Origin of the sequence: Modestobacter sp. DSM 44400 (genome assembly GCF_900107175.1) — a bacterium.
GTDB lineage: Bacteria > Actinomycetota > Actinomycetes > Mycobacteriales > Geodermatophilaceae > Modestobacter.
On sequence record NZ_FNOZ01000068.1, the window covers coordinates 1 to 14,485 of the forward strand.

General features: G+C 71.2%; 24 protein-coding genes. 9 read left to right on the forward strand and 15 right to left on the reverse strand.

Annotated features, from left to right (window positions below; genetic code table 11):
- Together BLW04_RS22695 and BLW04_RS22700 are read left to right on the forward strand one after the other, a co-directional pair.
- On the forward strand, nucleotides 1-267 hold a 267-nt coding region (locus BLW04_RS22695), incomplete at its 5' end, for an integrase core domain-containing protein (protein ID WP_217631206.1).
- A gap of 188 nt (nucleotides 268-455) precedes the next feature.
- Nucleotides 456-1,265, forward strand: coding sequence for an alpha/beta fold hydrolase (locus BLW04_RS22700; protein WP_175484230.1), 810 nt, complete (start codon nucleotides 456-458; stop codon nucleotides 1,263-1,265).
- 76 nt (nucleotides 1,266-1,341) lie between these two features.
- On the opposite strand, the gene BLW04_RS22705 is transcribed toward BLW04_RS22700, so the two are convergent.
- The 3 genes from BLW04_RS22705 to BLW04_RS22715 are packed head-to-tail and all read right to left on the reverse strand — an operon-like array spanning nucleotide 1,342 to nucleotide 3,313.
- Nucleotides 1,342-2,199, reverse strand: a complete 858-nt coding sequence (locus BLW04_RS22705; protein ID WP_091547756.1) for a sulfite exporter TauE/SafE family protein — start codon at nucleotides 2,197-2,199, stop codon at nucleotides 1,342-1,344.
- The gene (locus BLW04_RS22710) at nucleotides 2,196-2,573 is read right to left on the reverse strand and encodes a rhodanese-like domain-containing protein (protein WP_217631207.1); all 378 of its coding nucleotides are present in this window, start codon (nucleotides 2,571-2,573) and stop codon (nucleotides 2,196-2,198) included. The genes BLW04_RS22705 and BLW04_RS22710 overlap by 4 nt, the downstream gene beginning before the upstream one ends.
- Nucleotides 2,570-3,313 carry a GntR family transcriptional regulator gene (locus BLW04_RS22715; RefSeq protein WP_217631208.1) on the reverse strand — a complete coding sequence of 248 codons (744 nt, stop codon included), beginning with the start codon at nucleotides 3,311-3,313 and terminating at the stop codon, nucleotides 2,570-2,572. Before BLW04_RS22715 ends, BLW04_RS22710 begins: the two co-directional genes overlap by 4 nt.
- A 397-nt stretch (nucleotides 3,314-3,710) precedes the next feature.
- Here BLW04_RS22715 and BLW04_RS22720 point away from each other — a divergent pair, with 397 nt between their 5' ends.
- Complete coding sequence (locus BLW04_RS22720) at nucleotides 3,711-3,956, forward strand: hypothetical protein (protein WP_091547761.1); 246 nt, start codon at nucleotides 3,711-3,713, stop codon at nucleotides 3,954-3,956.
- 104 nt (nucleotides 3,957-4,060) lie between these two features.
- Here the strand turns inward: BLW04_RS22720 and BLW04_RS27105 are convergent, their stop codons facing one another.
- The 8 genes from BLW04_RS27105 to BLW04_RS22760 all read right to left on the reverse strand — a co-directional run bounded on the left by BLW04_RS27105 (nucleotide 4,061) and on the right by BLW04_RS22760 (nucleotide 9,701).
- A complete protein-coding gene (locus BLW04_RS27105) occupies nucleotides 4,061-4,219 on the reverse strand; it encodes a hypothetical protein (protein ID WP_175484229.1) in 159 nt (52 codons plus the stop codon).
- Between the two features lie 91 nt (nucleotides 4,220-4,310).
- Complete coding sequence (locus tag BLW04_RS22730) at nucleotides 4,311-4,907, reverse strand: class I SAM-dependent methyltransferase (protein ID WP_091547766.1); 597 nt, start codon at nucleotides 4,905-4,907, stop codon at nucleotides 4,311-4,313.
- Between the two features lie 7 nt (nucleotides 4,908-4,914).
- Complete coding sequence (gene trxA, locus BLW04_RS22735) at nucleotides 4,915-5,283, reverse strand: thioredoxin (RefSeq protein WP_091547768.1); 369 nt, start codon at nucleotides 5,281-5,283, stop codon at nucleotides 4,915-4,917.
- A gap of 103 nt (nucleotides 5,284-5,386) precedes the next feature.
- A complete protein-coding gene (locus BLW04_RS22740; protein ID WP_091547769.1) occupies nucleotides 5,387-5,974 on the reverse strand; it encodes a rhodanese-like domain-containing protein in 588 nt (195 codons plus the stop codon).
- A 55-nt stretch (nucleotides 5,975-6,029) separates the two neighbouring features.
- Nucleotides 6,030-7,412 (reverse strand): MBL fold metallo-hydrolase, encoded by a 1,383-nt coding sequence (locus BLW04_RS22745; RefSeq protein WP_091547770.1) that lies wholly within the window; start codon nucleotides 7,410-7,412, stop codon nucleotides 6,030-6,032.
- A 62-nt stretch (nucleotides 7,413-7,474) separates the two neighbouring features.
- On the reverse strand, nucleotides 7,475-7,789 hold the full coding sequence (locus BLW04_RS22750; protein ID WP_091547771.1) for a rhodanese-like domain-containing protein: 315 nt from the start codon (nucleotides 7,787-7,789) through the stop codon (nucleotides 7,475-7,477).
- Nucleotides 7,790-7,881: 92 nt separating this feature from the next.
- Entirely contained in the window at nucleotides 7,882-8,148 is a 267-nt protein-coding gene (locus BLW04_RS22755) for a metal-sensitive transcriptional regulator (RefSeq protein WP_091547772.1), read from the reverse strand.
- A gap of 269 nt (nucleotides 8,149-8,417) precedes the next feature.
- A complete protein-coding gene (locus BLW04_RS22760; RefSeq protein ID WP_217631210.1) occupies nucleotides 8,418-9,701 on the reverse strand; it encodes an MFS transporter in 1,284 nt (427 codons plus the stop codon).
- A gap of 223 nt (nucleotides 9,702-9,924) precedes the next feature.
- Here BLW04_RS22760 and BLW04_RS22765 point away from each other — a divergent pair, with 223 nt between their 5' ends.
- Nucleotides 9,925-10,548: an ArsR/SmtB family transcription factor gene (locus BLW04_RS22765; RefSeq protein WP_091547774.1), complete on the forward strand. Its 624-nt coding sequence runs from the start codon at nucleotides 9,925-9,927 to the stop codon at nucleotides 10,546-10,548.
- 100 nt (nucleotides 10,549-10,648) lie between these two features.
- Here BLW04_RS22765 and BLW04_RS27110 read toward each other — a convergent pair whose 3' ends face one another.
- Nucleotides 10,649-10,816 carry a hypothetical protein gene (locus BLW04_RS27110; protein WP_175484231.1) on the reverse strand — a complete coding sequence of 56 codons (168 nt, stop codon included), beginning with the start codon at nucleotides 10,814-10,816 and terminating at the stop codon, nucleotides 10,649-10,651.
- Between the two features lie 536 nt (nucleotides 10,817-11,352).
- On the opposite strand from BLW04_RS27110, the gene BLW04_RS22770 reads away from it, so the two are divergent.
- From BLW04_RS22770 to BLW04_RS27785, 5 genes are all read left to right on the forward strand, one after another.
- Nucleotides 11,353-11,643 (forward strand): hypothetical protein, encoded by a 291-nt coding sequence (locus tag BLW04_RS22770; protein WP_139306974.1) that lies wholly within the window; start codon nucleotides 11,353-11,355, stop codon nucleotides 11,641-11,643.
- 22 nt (nucleotides 11,644-11,665) lie between these two features.
- Complete coding sequence (locus BLW04_RS22775) at nucleotides 11,666-11,917, forward strand: SHOCT domain-containing protein (RefSeq protein ID WP_091547776.1); 252 nt, start codon at nucleotides 11,666-11,668, stop codon at nucleotides 11,915-11,917.
- Complete coding sequence (locus BLW04_RS27775) at nucleotides 11,917-12,213, forward strand: cupredoxin domain-containing protein (protein WP_217631211.1); 297 nt, start codon at nucleotides 11,917-11,919, stop codon at nucleotides 12,211-12,213. The genes BLW04_RS22775 and BLW04_RS27775 overlap by 1 nt, the downstream gene beginning before the upstream one ends.
- A 68-nt stretch (nucleotides 12,214-12,281) precedes the next feature.
- Nucleotides 12,282-12,668, forward strand: coding sequence for a multicopper oxidase domain-containing protein (locus tag BLW04_RS27780; RefSeq protein WP_217631212.1), 387 nt, complete (start codon nucleotides 12,282-12,284; stop codon nucleotides 12,666-12,668).
- The gene (locus BLW04_RS27785) at nucleotides 12,632-13,261 is read left to right on the forward strand and encodes a multicopper oxidase domain-containing protein (protein WP_217631213.1); all 630 of its coding nucleotides are present in this window, start codon (nucleotides 12,632-12,634) and stop codon (nucleotides 13,259-13,261) included. Before BLW04_RS27780 ends, BLW04_RS27785 begins: the two co-directional genes overlap by 37 nt.
- A gap of 36 nt (nucleotides 13,262-13,297) precedes the next feature.
- Here BLW04_RS27785 and BLW04_RS29255 read toward each other — a convergent pair whose 3' ends face one another.
- From BLW04_RS29255 to BLW04_RS22790, 3 genes are all read right to left on the reverse strand, one after another.
- Nucleotides 13,298-13,429 carry a hypothetical protein gene (locus BLW04_RS29255; RefSeq protein ID WP_256375506.1) on the reverse strand — a complete coding sequence of 44 codons (132 nt, stop codon included), beginning with the start codon at nucleotides 13,427-13,429 and terminating at the stop codon, nucleotides 13,298-13,300.
- A 48-nt stretch (nucleotides 13,430-13,477) separates the two neighbouring features.
- Nucleotides 13,478-14,137: a class II aldolase/adducin family protein gene (locus BLW04_RS22785; protein WP_091547777.1), complete on the reverse strand. Its 660-nt coding sequence runs from the start codon at nucleotides 14,135-14,137 to the stop codon at nucleotides 13,478-13,480.
- Between the two features lie 78 nt (nucleotides 14,138-14,215).
- Nucleotides 14,216-14,485, reverse strand: a 270-nt coding sequence (locus BLW04_RS22790; protein WP_091547778.1) for a hypothetical protein, incomplete at its 5' end; no start/stop codon positions are given.

Genomic DNA, 14,485 nt, shown 5'->3' on the forward strand with positions numbered 1-14,485 from the left:
CTGAGACGTCACGGCGCCCTGGCCAGCATGGGATCGGTCGCGGATTGCTACGACAACGCCATGGCGGAGAGCGTCTTCGCGACCATCGAGTGCGAACTGTTCGACCAGCAGCCACGCGGCCGGTTTGAGACTCGGCGGCAGGCCAAGCTCGCCGTCTTCGACTACCTCGAGACCTTCTACAACCCGCGCCGCCGGCACTCCTCCCTCGGCCAGGTCTCACCCGCTCGTTTCGAGCAGGCGCACACTGCACGAAAAGCTGCGGCCTAATCCGTGTCCGCAGTGACGAGGTGTCCGCGAAAGCGGGTCAACTCCAAGGCTCCTGGTCCACGTCGGGATCTTCTTCGATCAGGTTGCTACCGATCGTGAAGACCCCGACTCGTTCTGAGGCCCTGATACGCCGAAGATCAGCAGTGGCGGCCGCGCTCAGATCCGAAGAGCCAGATTGGAGCAATGCGGTGGACCGGACCTCCTTCGAAAGCGTGCAGCTGGCCGCTGAGCGCTGGGGCAGCGGGCCGCCGGTGGTCTTCGTGCACGGCATCGGCGGGTCGGCGCGTTACTGGCGCCCACTGGCCGACGTTTCGGGTGGCTACCGGGGCGTGGCAGTGGACCTTCTTGGGTTTGGCCGGTCCCCGCGGCCCCGATCGGCTGCGTATGACCTAGAGGAGCATCTGGCAGCGCTCACGCCGCTGATATCGCCAGCCAGCACATTGGTGGCGCACAGCACCGGAGCGGTGCTGGCCGGAGCGCTAGCAAATCGCCGCCCCGACCTGGTGTCGAGGCTGCTGCTGATCGGTGCCCCCTTGTATGCCGACGTCGCTGAAGCGCGTACTGAGGTGCGCCGGCTGGGCTGGCTTGCGCGGGTCACTGCCTCTGGTGACCTGGCCGGGCGGGCCGCCTGCGCGGTGCTGCACGGCCTGGTGCGCCCAGTGAGCTCCTTGCTGCCGACCGTGCTTCCCGACGAGGTAGTGCAGGACTTCTGGGAGCACAGCTGGCGGTCTTATTCCCAGACACTGCGCCAGGTGGTAATCGGTCACCCACTGCTATCCGACCTGGCCAGGCTGCGCATGCCGGGCACCCTGCTGTACGGAGCGCAGGATCGGACCGCGGCGCGCCACGCACTGCCCGAGCTGCTCGAGCGCAACAGCTTGCTACACGCCCTGGAGGTGCCTGGCGATCACCATGTCCCGGCGCGCTCGCCCATACGGGTGGCGGCGGTCCTGCATGCCCTGCTGGCGCAGGCTCCAGTCGACCGGGAATGGGACTGAGTGCTACGTCGCAGAGTGACCGCCCTTTGACGGACCCGGAACTCAGGACTCACCGTCGAGTGCCGGCCGCTTCCGGTCATCCGGTGAGGCCCATGACGCTCTGGGTGGCGGTGTAGAGGGCGACGGCGACGAGGAGGGCTGCGAAGGCCCGGGTCAGGGTCGTGCCGCTGAGCCGGTCGGCGACCTTCTTGCCCGCCAGTGAGCCGGCGATTGCGGCGGCGGTGAAGGGCAGGATCACCGCCCAGTCGAAGTGCACCGAGCCGGCCCGGAAGGCCAGCGCGGCACCGGAGTTGATGGCGATGACCACCAGTGACGTGGCCACTGCCTCGGGCATGGCCATGCCCAGTGCGAGGGTGAGCGCGGGAACGATGACAAAGCCGCCGCCGACACCGAAGAAGCCGGTCATGAACCCGACCGTCAGACCAGCGGACAGCATCGTGCCGGCCCGGCGCCAGTTCCATGCTCCACGGGTGCGGGGCTGCTGGGCATCCGCGACGGGTTTGCTGTCGGCGCTGGCGTCGTTGCAGGCCCCAGCGGGCATCACTGAACCGGCCGGGTCGGGGCTTCCTGCCCTGGACTTGGTCTTGCTCAGCATGCCGGCGGCGGCGATGAGAATGAGGACGGCGAAGGCCAGGAGCAACACGTCGGGAGGGACCAGCCGGTTGACCGCGGTACCGGCGAAGCTGGCCGCGATGCCGGTGACTCCGAAGACGACTCCGGTGCCCCAACGGACGCGGCCGGCACGGTGGTGGCCCAGAGCGCCGATCAGCGCACTGATGCCGACGATGAACAGGCTGCTGGCGGTGGCGGCCTTGGCGCCCTGGCCGATGACATAGACCAGGGCCGGGACGGTCAGGATCGAGCCGCCCCCACCCAGGGCGCCGAGGCTGAGACCGATGATCAGGCCCGTGGTGATGGTGAGGGCGAGGCTCACGCACTCTCTCCCGGCTGTCCGTCGTCGGTGATGACCGGCCAGCCGGCCGGGGCCCAGGCGGTCTTCCCGCCAGCCACGTTGTGCACCGGCAGCCCAGCGACGACGAGCAGGTTGAAGGCTCCGCGCGAGCGGTTCGCGGAGCGGCAGGCTGCGATCACCGGCCGGCCGGGTGCAACCCCACCGGGACGCAGCTGACCGAGCGGGAACTGCGCGGCCAGCGGTGTGCGACCGGTGGCCCACTCGTCGGGTCCGCGGGCGTCGAGCAGCACGGCGTGGCCGCGGTCGAGCAGGGCGGCAGCCTGGCCGCGGTCCAGATCGGGCAGCCGGCCGCGGCAGGCACACGCCGAGAGCGTCTTCCTCTCCGGTGGGGTCACTGGATGCTGGGTGCCAGCGTCAAGGCCGACGCGGACGGCGTCCCCGGGCCGGGCGTGGGCCGGCCGTCCAGTGAGTTGGTGAGCCAGAAGCGGTCGGCCCGGATCAGCGTGTGCCGCCACTCGATGGGGACACCGGAGCTGGTTGCGGTGCGCTCGACGGCGCAGGCCGCCGATGGCGGAGTCAAGCCCAGTGTCTGGCACTCGGCCTTCGAGGGGATCACAGCGCGCACCGTTTCCTGCCCGCCGGTGACGGGGATGCCGGTGAGGGCCAGGAGCTCGTCGTAGAGGCTGGTCCGGCGGAAGTCGGCGCCCAGCAGCCCCTCCCCGATCGCCGCGGGAATCCAGGCGCGGTCGAGGGCCAGCGGCTCGTCCCCGGCCAGGCGCAGCCGCTCCAGATACAGCAGGGGACTGGATTCCTCCAGCCCCAGTCGAACGGCGACCACCCCGTCGGCGCGGATGTCCAGGGCGCGCACGACAGAGACCTGGGCCAGCCCGCTGGCCTCCACCGAGGAGAACAGCGAGTAGAGGACACCGGTTGACTGGGTGATCACCGGGTCGGCTGTCGCGACCCGTGCCCGGCGGCCGCGACCGGAGGTGATGGCACCCTCGGCCCGTAGTTGCCTCAGCGCCTCGCGAATGGTGTGCCGGCTGACCTCGTACTGTTCGGCGAGGTCGAACTCGCCAGGAAAGGGGCCGGTGAAATCGCCGGCGTCCAGCCGGGCGCGTACGTCTGCGTGCACCTGCTGCCAGACCGGGACCGTCGAGGCGCGGTCGAGTCTCGATGAGCGCGATGGGTTCGATTCGGCGCTCGGCGCCTGCCGATCCTGCGGCACGGTTCCTGTCTCCTCTGCTGTCGACCGAGCTCGATATGCCCGGTAGTCGAGCCATGCAGCAGCTACGGCTTGTTGTACGGTCAACTCTAGCACATTTGTCCGTACAACTCAGGTGAGGATGGCATGACCCGGAGGTGCCGGCGGGCGACTCCCTGGAACGGCCAGGCGGGCGAACGTCCCGGGCCGGGGTTCGCCCGGCCCTGAGCGGGGAGACGAGCCCGAGCGGTCACCACTCGCCCATCAGGTCGTCTGCCAGGTCGCCAACGGCGGAACCGATCTGTTTCCACGGTTCCTGCGCTCGCCGGTGAACCTGCTGGTCGACCTCAGCGCCGCCAATGCCGCACAGGTGGAGGTCATCGCCCACGGCGGGGAGCTGCACCTACCTCTTCCCGGTGTCGGCACTGCCGACGCGGTGCGCGAGCTGCAGGACCGCGGAGGGTCCTCTCAGCCCTGTGCGAACACGCTGCACAGCCGGCAACTCGCGGTCACGACCTGCTCCCCGGAGATGCAGTCGGTGATTGCCGGGGTAGGGGAGATCGTCCGGCGGTAGTCGCTGGGCTGGAGCTGTCTGCGGGCTTGTGTTGCTCAGGGGCTGGCCGGCGCCCCTCGACGGCGACCGGTATCAACCCGGCGGCGTCAACTGGCCCGGGAGGGTCAGCGCCGGGAGAACAGGCGGGCGAAGAAGCCGCCGTTCGCCGAGGGTTCATCCTGGTGGCCGGGGCAGCGCTGGGCGGCGGGAACTCCTCGCATCACCTGGTCCACGTGCTGGCCGCAGCCGGCCCAGGTTGTCTTGCCGCAGGTCTTGCACGTCACTGATCGGCACATGTTGGATCTCCTGTGTTCTCTCTGCTGCCGCCTGGAGCGGTCGCTGCGAGTGGATGTCGCGGACGCCGGGTGCCGGCGCTCAGGCCGGGCGGCGCAGCTCGACGAGGACGTCGATGGCCGGGTGCGGCCGGCCCTCGACTGGTCGGTGGACCCGTTCGGCGCGGGCGACGGTGAGCCCGAGTCCGTCGACGTCGGCGAGGACGTCGTCGGGGGCGAAGAGCACCGCCGGGTCCTGTGGCCCGCCGACGCCGTGGGTGAGGTTGGTGCTGTCGTGGCCGATGACCAGCAGCGTCCCGCCGGTTTCCAGGGCCTGCGCCGCGGCCCGGTGCACCGGCCGCCGCAGCTGTTCGGACACCTGGAGGTAGGCCAGCAGCACCAGGTCGACCGGCTGCCGGGTGCGCCAGTCGGCGAGGTCGGCGAGCTGCCAGTCGACGCGCACCCCCCGCTGGTGCGCGAGGACGCTGGCCTTGTCCAGCGCGGCGGCCGAGAAGTCCACGCCGGTGACGGCCCAGCCCCGCTCGGCCAGCCAGATGGCGTTGCGGCCCTCGCCGCAGGCCAGGTCGACCGCAGTGCCAGGTGGTCGTCCGGCGAGCACCTCGGTGACCCAGCGGTTGGGCTCGGCGGTCCAGATCAGCCCGCTCGCGGCGTAGCGGGTGTCCCAGGCGGCTGCGTCCATGGCTGCCTCAGGCGCTCTGCTGCCGGGTGGCCAGGTCGGCGCGGACGGCGTCCATGTCCAGGCCCTGCACCGCGCCGATCAGCTCCTCCAACGCCTCGGCCGGCAGGGCCCCGGGCTGGGAGAAGACCAGAACGCCATCCCGGAACGCCATCAGCGTCGGGATGGAGCGGATTCCGGCGGCGGCGGCCAGTTGCGTCTCGGCCTCGGTGTCGACCTTGCCGAAGGTGATGTCGGGATACTGCTCCGCCGCCGCCTCGTACACCGGGGCGAACATCCGGCAGGGGCCGCACCAGGCGGCCCAGAAGTCGACCAGGACGATGCCTGGCCCCGTGACGGCGTCCTGGAAGGACGACGCCGTCAACGTCTGCGTGCTCACTGTCTTCCTCCATGTCGGGAACTTCGTCGGAACACCCGCCGGCATCCGGCGGGAGGGGGCCGGCGCGCCGACCCGAGGAGATCGGGTTCGGCGCGCCGGCTGGTCAGGCGGCCGAACGCAGGCCGGGGAGCTCGCTCAGCACCTCATCGGCGGTGCGGTCGCGGGGGCCGCGGTTGTAGGGCAGCGCGGACAGCACCCGCGCCATGGTGCAGGTGTCGGTCAGTGCCGAGACGGTGAGACCGGCCCCGATTCCGCCGGCCAGCAGCCCGGCGGGACGGAAGCGCAGGCCCAGCGCCACACCCAGCACGACCAGCGAGCCGGCGACGAACCGGACCTGCCGCTCCATCCCCCACCGGGCCCGGCCACGCACCACCTCACCACCGGCCGCGGCGTAGGCACCGATCCCGCCGTCCAGCACGTGCAGCTTCTCCGCGCCCACCCCGGCCAGGCGCCGCTGGGCATCCGCGGCCCGGGCACCGGACTGGCAGACCAGCACCACCTGCCGGTCCAGCCGGGCGGCCAGCGCGGCGGCATGCTCACCGAGCAGGCTCAGCGGCACGTTGTAGGAGCCGGGGATGTGGGCGGTCTCGAACTCCGCGGGGTTACGGACGTCGATCACCGTGACGGCATCCGGATCACCGGCCCACCCCAGCAGGGTGGAGGCGTCGATCCGGTCAGGAAAGCGGTTCATGAATCCATTTCTCGGTGTGCGAGTGGGAAGAGTTCCGGTCCGAGGCGCCGCGGCCTCAGGCGTTGGCCGAGCCGACGGTCTCGGGGCTGCGGTCCTCGATGCCGGCTTCGGCGGCGTTGCCGTAGGAGTCGTTGACCAGCACGACGTCGCGGCCGGGCCGGTCCAGCACCGAGGCGGCGATCGAGGCTCGGTAGCCCGAGCCGCAGTACACCCAGACCTCGCCCTGGGGCACCTCGTCGAGCCGCTCGTTGAGCTCGTGCAGCGGGATGTGCTGGGAGCCGCGGACGCCGCCGGCGGCGCGCTCGTCGTTGCGCCGGGCGTCGAGGATCTGCACCGGACCGCGGGCGATCGCCTCGGCCAGCCCGGTGAAGTCGCTGACCCGGTAGGAGCGCAGCGGCGCCCCGCCGGACAGCGCCTCGATGTCGCCGATCGCGGCCCCGGACAGCTCGTCGATGCCGATGCGCACCAGCTCCCGGCGGGCGGTGGCGACCTGCTCCTCGCTCTCCCCGATCAGCGTCAGCGGGGCACCCCACTGGTAGATCCAGCCCAGGTAGGTCGCGAAGTTGTTGCCGAGCTCGAAGTTCAGTGAGTCGGGAAGGTGGCCAGCCGCGAAAGCAGTGCGCTCGCGCAGGTCCACCACCCACTCGCCGGCGTCGATCCGGCGGCGCAGCTCCGCGGGATCGACCAGTTCCGGCATCGACAGGTCCACCGGCGCCGGACCGGCCGAGTTGATCGGCCCCATGTGCACGTAGTACGCCGGGGAGGCGTCCAACCCCGCCAGCAGGGTGTCGACGTAATCCTGCTCGGTCAGCGTCAGCGCCGGGTTGACCTTCCGCTGCTCCCCGACGGTCGACGCGGTGCCACTGGTCGGGGTGGCCGAGCAGAAGCTGCCGAACCCGTGGGTCGGAAACACCTGCGCCGATTCGGGCAGTTCCCGGGCCAGCCGCTGCACCGAGTGGTACTGGTCGTGGGTCAGCCCATCGGTGTCAGCCGGACCGACCAGGTCGGTGCGCCCGGTCGCCCCGTAGAGCATCGACCCGCCGGTGAACACCGCCTCGACGCCGCCCTCGGCGTTCTCCAGCGCGTAGCTGACGTGGTGATGGGTGTGCCCCGGGGTGTGCAGCGCCCTGATCCGCATGCTCCCGGCCTCCAGCACGTCCCCGTCGGCGACGGCCACATGCTCGAAGGCCACATCGCTGCCGGCACCCAGGACGTAGGACGCCCCCGTGCGCTGCGCCAGCTCCAGGCCGCCGGTGACGTAGTCGTTGTGCACGTGCGTCTCCAGCACGTGGCTGACCCGCACACCGCGGTCGGCGACCAGCTCCAGCACCCGGTCGATATCCCGCTGCGGGTCCACCACCACGGCCACCTCCCCGTCGATGGCCAGGTAACTGCGGTCGCCCAGGCTGGACGTCTCGATCGTCTCAATCGCGCTCATGACTCTTCCTTCCCTACCCCGTAGGGTATCAAGCATTGAAATTGACGAGGCCGTGACAGGGGTCAAGCCACGTGGGGAGCGCCGGAGGCCGAGGTCATCGGCAAGTCGGCCTCGGCCCAGGCGGTCATGCCGCCGTCCATGACCTCGGCCGGCACGCCGGCCTGTCCGAGCAGTTCGGCCGCCCGGCCGGCCCGCCCGCCGCTGCGGCAGACGGTCACCACGGGCCGATCCCGGTCCAGCTCCCCCACCCGCGCGGGCAACTCCCCCAGCGGGATGTGCACGGCGCCGTCGATGCGGCCGGCAGCCCACTCGTCGTCCTCACGGACGTCCAGCAGCTGCACGCGGTCACGCTTGCTGTACGCGGTCTTCGAGTCCACGGATCCTCCTTGATGGTGATTGATCAGGGTCACGGGCGGATTGCCCGCAGGGGCCGGCGCCGGACGGCGACAGCCGGATTCTGCGGCACCCGTCAGGCCAGGGAGAGGAACAGGCGCTCGAGCTCGGCCTCGTCAAGGTGGCGGACCTGCGCGTCGTCCTCGACCATGCACTGACGCATTCCGGTCGCTATGATCTTGAAGCCGGCGCGGTCGAGCGCCCGGGAAGCGGCGGCCAGTTGGGTGACCACAGCGGCGCAGTCGCGGCCTTCCTCGATCATCTTGATGATGCCGCCGACCTGCCCCTGGACGCGCTTGAGGCGCCCGAGCACGTCGGTGAGCTGTGCGCTGTCGATCTCCACGATTCCTCCTCCTAGGTACCCCGGGGGGTACAAGGAGCACCGTACCGCCTTTGTTCCACCTGCGCTCGCGGCACCGTCGCCACCCCTTAGCCGGCTGATCCGTTCCCACTGCGGGGCGTAGGAGACCTGTGCCGCCGGAGCACGCGCCCTTCTCCGCCGCGTCGACAGCGGGAATCCGACGGCCGAGCGGCAGGTGCCGCCCGGCTCCGGCGGTGGCCCCGTTACCAGATCGCGAGGGGTGCGGCAGTGGAGTGGACGAACCGACCCCGTCACTGCTCCACTGCCGGCTCACCAGACAGTGCGGCCGGCCGGGGTCGATCTTCCCTGGAGCGCGGATGGGTCTCGTACATGCGCACGGCAACCAGGAGCCCGGAAGCGGCGGTCAGCGCGGCCACCGCCCAGATGGCGGTCACCATGTCGAAGACGTCGGCGAGGACGCCGGCGAACAGGGCGCCGACGGCGAACCCACCGTCGCGCCAGAGCCGGTAGACGCCGATCGAGCGGGCGCGCCAGGCGGGGTGGGCGACGTCGCCGATCGCGGCGAGCAGCACCGGGTAGACCATGGCCGTGCCGGCACCGAGGGCCACGGCGGCGAGCGCCCAGGTGGGGAAGGTGGTGCCCCACGCGACCAGTCCGAGGGCGGCGGCCTGCACCCACATTCCGGCGGCGATCAGCCACTTGCGGCCCACCCGGTCCGAGAGCGCGCCGGTGGCCAGCTGTCCGGCACCCCAGACGGCTGGATACAGGGCGGCGAGTACGCCGATCTGGGCGACCGTGAGGCCGTGACGGCCGTACAGCAGCGGAAAGATGCCCCAGGCGAGGCCGTCGTTGAGGTTGTTGACCAGACCTGCCTGGCTGGCCGCCGACAACGCCTTCTCCCGGAAGGAGGTGAGCACGGCGACCTGGCGGGTGGACAGCTCGCCGGACAGCCCGCCGTCGGCCATGACGTGCTGGGCAGCTTCGAGCCGGGCGTGGCCGCGGGTCTCCTTGACCGCAAGGCAGGACAGGCCGAGGCCGAGGGCGAGGTAGGCGGCACCGAGCAGGAAGGGGGCCGGCCGCAGCCCGTAGGCGGCGGCGAGCCAACCGGTCGCCAGCGCGGTGACAGCGAGGGCGCCGTAGCCGGCCGCCTCGTTCAGCCCCATCGCCAGGCCGCGGCGGGCAGGGCCGACCAGGTCGATCTTCATGATGACCGTCGTGGACCAGGTCAGCCCCTGGTTCACCCCGAGCAGCACGTTCGCGGCGATGATCACCCACCAGGCCGGTCCCCAGATCAGCATCGCCGGCACCGGCAGGGCGACCAGCCAGCCGGCGATGAGCACCGGCTTGCGACCGAACCGGTCCGACAGCGTGCCGGCGAAGAAGTTGGTGACCGCCTTGACCACCCCGAAGGCGACGATGAAGGTCAGCGCCGCGGTGTAGCCGGACAGGTGGAAGGTGCGGGTGGCCAGCAGCGGCACGACGGTGCGTTCCTGGCCCAGCGTGCCGCCGACCAGGGCGTTGACCGCGACCAGCAGCAGGAACTGGGGGAGGTTGGCGCCCAGCCCCAGCCGCACCGGCGCCGGCGTGCCTGCGCGCCCGGAATGGGGCGCGCCCGTAGCCGTGGTGCTGCGGCTCGGGGGCCGCAGCGGGGCCGTCACGGGGCCACCGCCGCAGTGTTGCCGGTCTCCTGCGCCCACCCGCCCGCTCCGGCGGGAGGCATCGTGATGATGTGGCGGCTGGGCGAGTCCACGACGCGGGCGGCGTTGGTTCGCCCAGCACCTCTTTGGAGGAGGAGCCATGGGTGATGCACCGGCCAAGCAGCAGCTGTTCGAGCAGTTCGCCGCGGTGGGCAAGGCGCTGTCCAACCCCAAGCGGCTGGAGCTGCTTGACCTGCTCGCCCAGGGCGAGTGCAGCGTCGAGGCCCTCGCCGTGGCCGCCGGACTTGGGCTGTCCACCTGCTCGGCGAACCTGCAGACCCTGCGGACCGCCGGGCTGGTCACCACCCGCCGGGAGAAGACGAAGGTCATCTACTCCCTCGCCGGACCCGACGTCGCCGCACTCTTCGCCGACCTGCGCACCGTCGCCCAGACTCACCGGGCCGAAACCGAACGCGCCCGGATCGCCTACCTCGGCGACGGTGTCGAGGAGCTGCCCCGCGAGGAACTGCTGCGCCGGGCCGAGGCCGGCGAGGTCGTCGTCCTGGACGTACGCCCCGCCCAGGAGTACGCCGCCGCGCACATACCCGGCGCCCGGTCGATCCCGATCGACGAACTCGCCGGCCGGCTCGCCGAGCTCCCCACCGACACAGAAGTCGTCGCCTACTGCCGCGGCGCGTACTGCGTCTTCGCCCACCAGGCGGTCCGACTACTTCGTGATCAGGGCCGCCCGGCGCGCAAACTCGCCGACGGAATGCTCGAATAGCAGCTTGCCGGCCTCCCGGTCACCTGCAGAGCCGCGTGAAACCCCACCAGCGGCCGCGATGCGGCGCGTGCCGGGGTTCCGTGGGGTCAGGAGAGACGGTTCAGAACGGAACGGCCGCGCGGTGCCCGGCGGTGACCGCGTCGGCGATGCGCCGCCAGACAGGTGACCCAGTGGGTGGGGCGTCGTTCACATCGGCTCGCTGCGCACCGGGGGTCAGGCAGGCGGGGTGGATCTGGCGGGCGTCACGGGATGCGATGGTCTCGGTCAACAATGGTCCTCAAGGCGGGAGCGGGCGGGGGCGCGGAACCGCGAGTTTCAGCTCAGCGGAGGGGCAGTGCGCCCGGACACAGCCGGTCGTCGACCACGAGCGGGGTCACCGCAAGCAGGCACACGCAGAACGTGGGCCGGCTCAACGGATAACCCCAGTACATAGGTCGAGATTACCCAGCAGGTCGCCCGGGGAGCAACGTTGCGGCGCATCGGATGCTCAGCAGTTGCGTCGACGGCTCCGGTCTCCACGTGCGCGCGACAACCGATCTTGTCCGTCCGCCAACGGTGTAGCAGCGCACGACATGCACGCCGGCGGTGTGGGTAGGGCCGGTGGAGCCACCGGCACACGCGGCCACCGGGCCCAACACCTGCCCAGCACCTCGCCGCGCTGCCCGGCAGCAACGCTCGACCGGACTACCGGCGGCGCGCACTGGCCGCATGACACAGGGATCAGGCGCTCGTGACCGCAGCAAGGTCCCCCGCAGGGTGTCGGGTGTCGCCGGGGTCAGACCACGACGGAGATGGGAGAAGACCGTGAACACCTGGCAGGACGTGACTGCAGGAGCCGGCGGGATAGGAGGCGTGGGCAGCGGATGGACCAGCCTCGCCGCCTGGCTGGTGGCTGCTGCGGCTATCACCGTGCTCGTCCTCATCACCTGGTGGATCGCCGGCCCCGGCCGGGGACGGCGGCGCGGTCGGGGCGAAGAACTGGCGCTGCGGCGCTACGACCTGCGCCGTCCCCCCGCGCACGATCGCCCCGCGCGCACGGAGGGCCGGCGACGACGCGACGGCTCCCGCAGCGCGGGCAGTGACCAAGCAAGCTGATGAGAAAGGGAGCAGTGGACCAATGGGATATGGCATGGGCATGGGCTGGGGCTGGTTGTTCGGGCTCCTCATGCTGGTCGGTGTGATCCTTCTGGTCGTCCTCGCCGTCCGGGTGTTCGGCGGCGGGATCACCCGCGGAGACGGTGGTGCCGGTAGCCCCGCCCAGTCGCCGGGGCGCAGTCGAGCGCGGGAGGTGCTCGACGAGCGCTATGCCCGGGGAGAGATCACCACCGAGGAATACCGGGAGCGGCTGCAGACCCTCGGGGACGCCTAATGCGGCCGATCAGCCGCCGCCGCGCCCTGCAACTGGGCGGCCTGGGCCTGACCAGCGTGGCACTGGGCGCCACGGGGCTGGCGTGGCCCCGCGGGTCACTGCTGGACCCGGTGGCCGGGAGGCAGCTGTCGGAGCCGGAGACCCTGCGTAGCGCGAACGGCGGCTTGCGGGTACGGCTGGAGGCGGCCGAGGGTCGGCTGCCGGTCGCCGGCCGGCAGGCGACCGCCTACGGCTACAACGGCGGCCTGCCCGGGCCGACGCTACGGATCCGTCCCGGGGACCGGCTCCAGGTCTAGCTGGTCAACCGGCTGGAGGCTTCCACCAACCTGCACGTCCACGCCTCCACGTCTCAGCCGAGGGCAACGTGTTCCTGACCGTGCAGCCGGGAGAATTTTTCGACTACGACTACCAGCTGCCCGACGACCATCCACCCGGGGTCTACTGGTACCACCCCCACCACCACGGCATGGTCGCCGACCAGGTCTTCGGTGGCCTCTACGGCGCGATCGTGGTCGAGGACCCCCAGCAGCTGCCGGTCACCCGGGAACGGGTCCTGGTCGTCTCCGACATCACCCTGGACGCCTCCGGGCGGCTGCAGCAACCCTCGACGATGCGCCGCCCGCTACCTGCGACTTCGGCTGGGACGGCCAGCAACTGGACCTGCTCGGCATCGACTCCGGACGCTTCGCCGAACCCCGCCGGGTCCAGGAGGTCGTGCTGGCTCCCGGTAACCGCGCCGACCTGCGGGTGACTACCACGGAGGGCGCGAGCAGCCTGGAGCTGCTCGGCGTCGACCGCGGCGCCATGGGCGCCATGGGCGGCATGATGGGCGGCTCGGCCGCCGGGGACGTCGGGCCGGTCGCCGCGTTGCAGGTCACCGGTGCGGCCGTCGCCGGACTGCCGGCGCTACCCGCTCAGCCGGCACCCCGGGATCTGCGGAACGCCGAGCCGGCAACCCGCCGCCGACTGGTCTTCGACATGGGCATGGGAACGGGTTCCGGCGGGATGTCCTTCACCATCGACGGCAAGGAGTTCGACCCCGACCGCGTCGACCAGTCGGTGAACCTGGGTGCGATGGAGGAGTGGACGATCGCCAACACCTCGCCCATGGACCACCCGATGCACCTGCACGTGTGGCCCATGCAGATCGTCGCCGAAGCCGGCCGCCCGATCGACGACATCCGCTGGCAGGACGTCGTCAACATCCCCGCCGCCGGAGGCGAGGTCACCGTCCGCGTCGCCTTCGACCAGTTCGGCGGCCGCACCGTCTACCACTGCCACATCCTCGACCACGAGGATCGCGGGATGATGGGCGTCATCGAGGCGCAGCAGCCGCCCGGGTGACGGCCATCCGGTGTGCCCTCACGAGCCGGCGTGCATTCAAGAGCCAAGGTGGGACAGGCGCCGCTCCAGGGCGCGCAACCGGCGGAGCAGCAGCACATTGGTGACCGCGACGGAGATCATCAGACCCATCGGCACGATCGGCATCAGCGGAAACGCGGGCGGCTTCATCGGGCCACCGTAGATCTCCGAGGAACGTCCCACCCTCGTCCGAGGGACTCAGCTGCTCGTCCGCGTCATCGACGCGCGGACGGCCGCCAGCGCGCCGGCGGGGAAGTCGACCCCGCCGCCGATGCGCGTGGCGGCGAGTTCGGCCTCCGCTGACTCCTCGATCGCGATGACCAGGCGGGCAGCGGCGAGGGGATCGCTACCGAACACCAGCAGCCCGTGGTTGGCGAGCAGGACGGCGTTGGTCGTCGCGGAGGCGTCGAGCACGGCGGCGATGCCGCGCACCGAGACATCCGACCCGCGCGGCCCCCACGGGACCACGGGAATCTCCTCGGCCTGCCCGAACCGCAGCAGTGGCTCGGTGCGGCAGGGCAGCGGCCGGTTGGCGAGCGCGAAGGCTGTGGCCGCCGGGGAGTGCGTGTGCGCGATTCCGCCGACATCGGGCCGGGTGCGGTAGACGACGCTGTGCATGGCCACGATCTCGGCGTTCTCCGGGCCCAGTTCGCCGTCCACCACCTGGCCGTCCATTCCGACGGTGGCCAGCTGGGCGGGCGACAGGTCGCGGATCATTCCGGTGGCGGTGAGCAGGAAGCGGTCCTCGGCGAGCCGGGCGCTGAGGTTGCCGTGCCCCGAGTGGGACATCACTGCGGTGGTGAACAGCAACCGGCTGGCCTCCACGAGGGCGGTCGCGCTGTCCGGGGTGTGGGGCATGCTCACATCTTCCTTCCTTCCGGGGGGCTTGGTCGGCGAGTGGACGAGTAGGTGCGCTGGTCGGACTGCGAGCGCAGCTCAGCTGCCACCCTGCGACGATCCGCCGAAGGTCAGCAGCACCAGCGCAGCGAGGACCGCGACGATGAGGACGGCGCTGGCCACGGTCGGGCCCTGACCCCGAGTACCGGTGAGGTAACTGCCGCTCTCGATCTCGCGGTTGACCCGCCGGTATCGGATGGTGCCGTACACCAGGCCCGCGCCGACGACCAGGACCAGGAGGGCGCCGGCGGCGACGGCGGCCGCGGCGCCGTCCTGCATGAACTGTGCGATCGCCAGCCCCACGACCAT

Bases quoted from the DNA above. Each gene is read 5' to 3' on its own strand.
- BLW04_RS22730 (WP_091547766.1), bottom strand. From the start codon at position 4,907: ATGGACGCAGCCGCCTGGGACACCCGCTACGCCGCGAGCGGGCTGATC.
- BLW04_RS22740 (WP_091547769.1), bottom strand. From the start codon at position 5,974: ATGAACCGCTTTCCTGACCGGATCGACGCCTCCACCCTGCTGGGGTGG.
- BLW04_RS22745 (WP_091547770.1), bottom strand. From the start codon at position 7,412: ATGAGCGCGATTGAGACGATCGAGACGTCCAGCCTGGGCGACCGCAGT.
- BLW04_RS22765 (WP_091547774.1), top strand. From the start codon at position 9,925: ATGGGTGATGCACCGGCCAAGCAGCAGCTGTTCGAGCAGTTCGCCGCG.
- BLW04_RS22775 (WP_091547776.1), top strand. From the start codon at position 11,666: ATGGGATATGGCATGGGCATGGGCTGGGGCTGGTTGTTCGGGCTCCTC.
- BLW04_RS27775 (WP_217631211.1), top strand. From the start codon at position 11,917: ATGCGGCCGATCAGCCGCCGCCGCGCCCTGCAACTGGGCGGCCTGGGC.
- BLW04_RS29255 (WP_256375506.1), bottom strand. From the start codon at position 13,429: ATGAAGCCGCCCGCGTTTCCGCTGATGCCGATCGTGCCGATGGGTCTG.
- BLW04_RS22785 (WP_091547777.1), bottom strand. From the start codon at position 14,137: ATGCCCCACACCCCGGACAGCGCGACCGCCCTCGTGGAGGCCAGCCGG.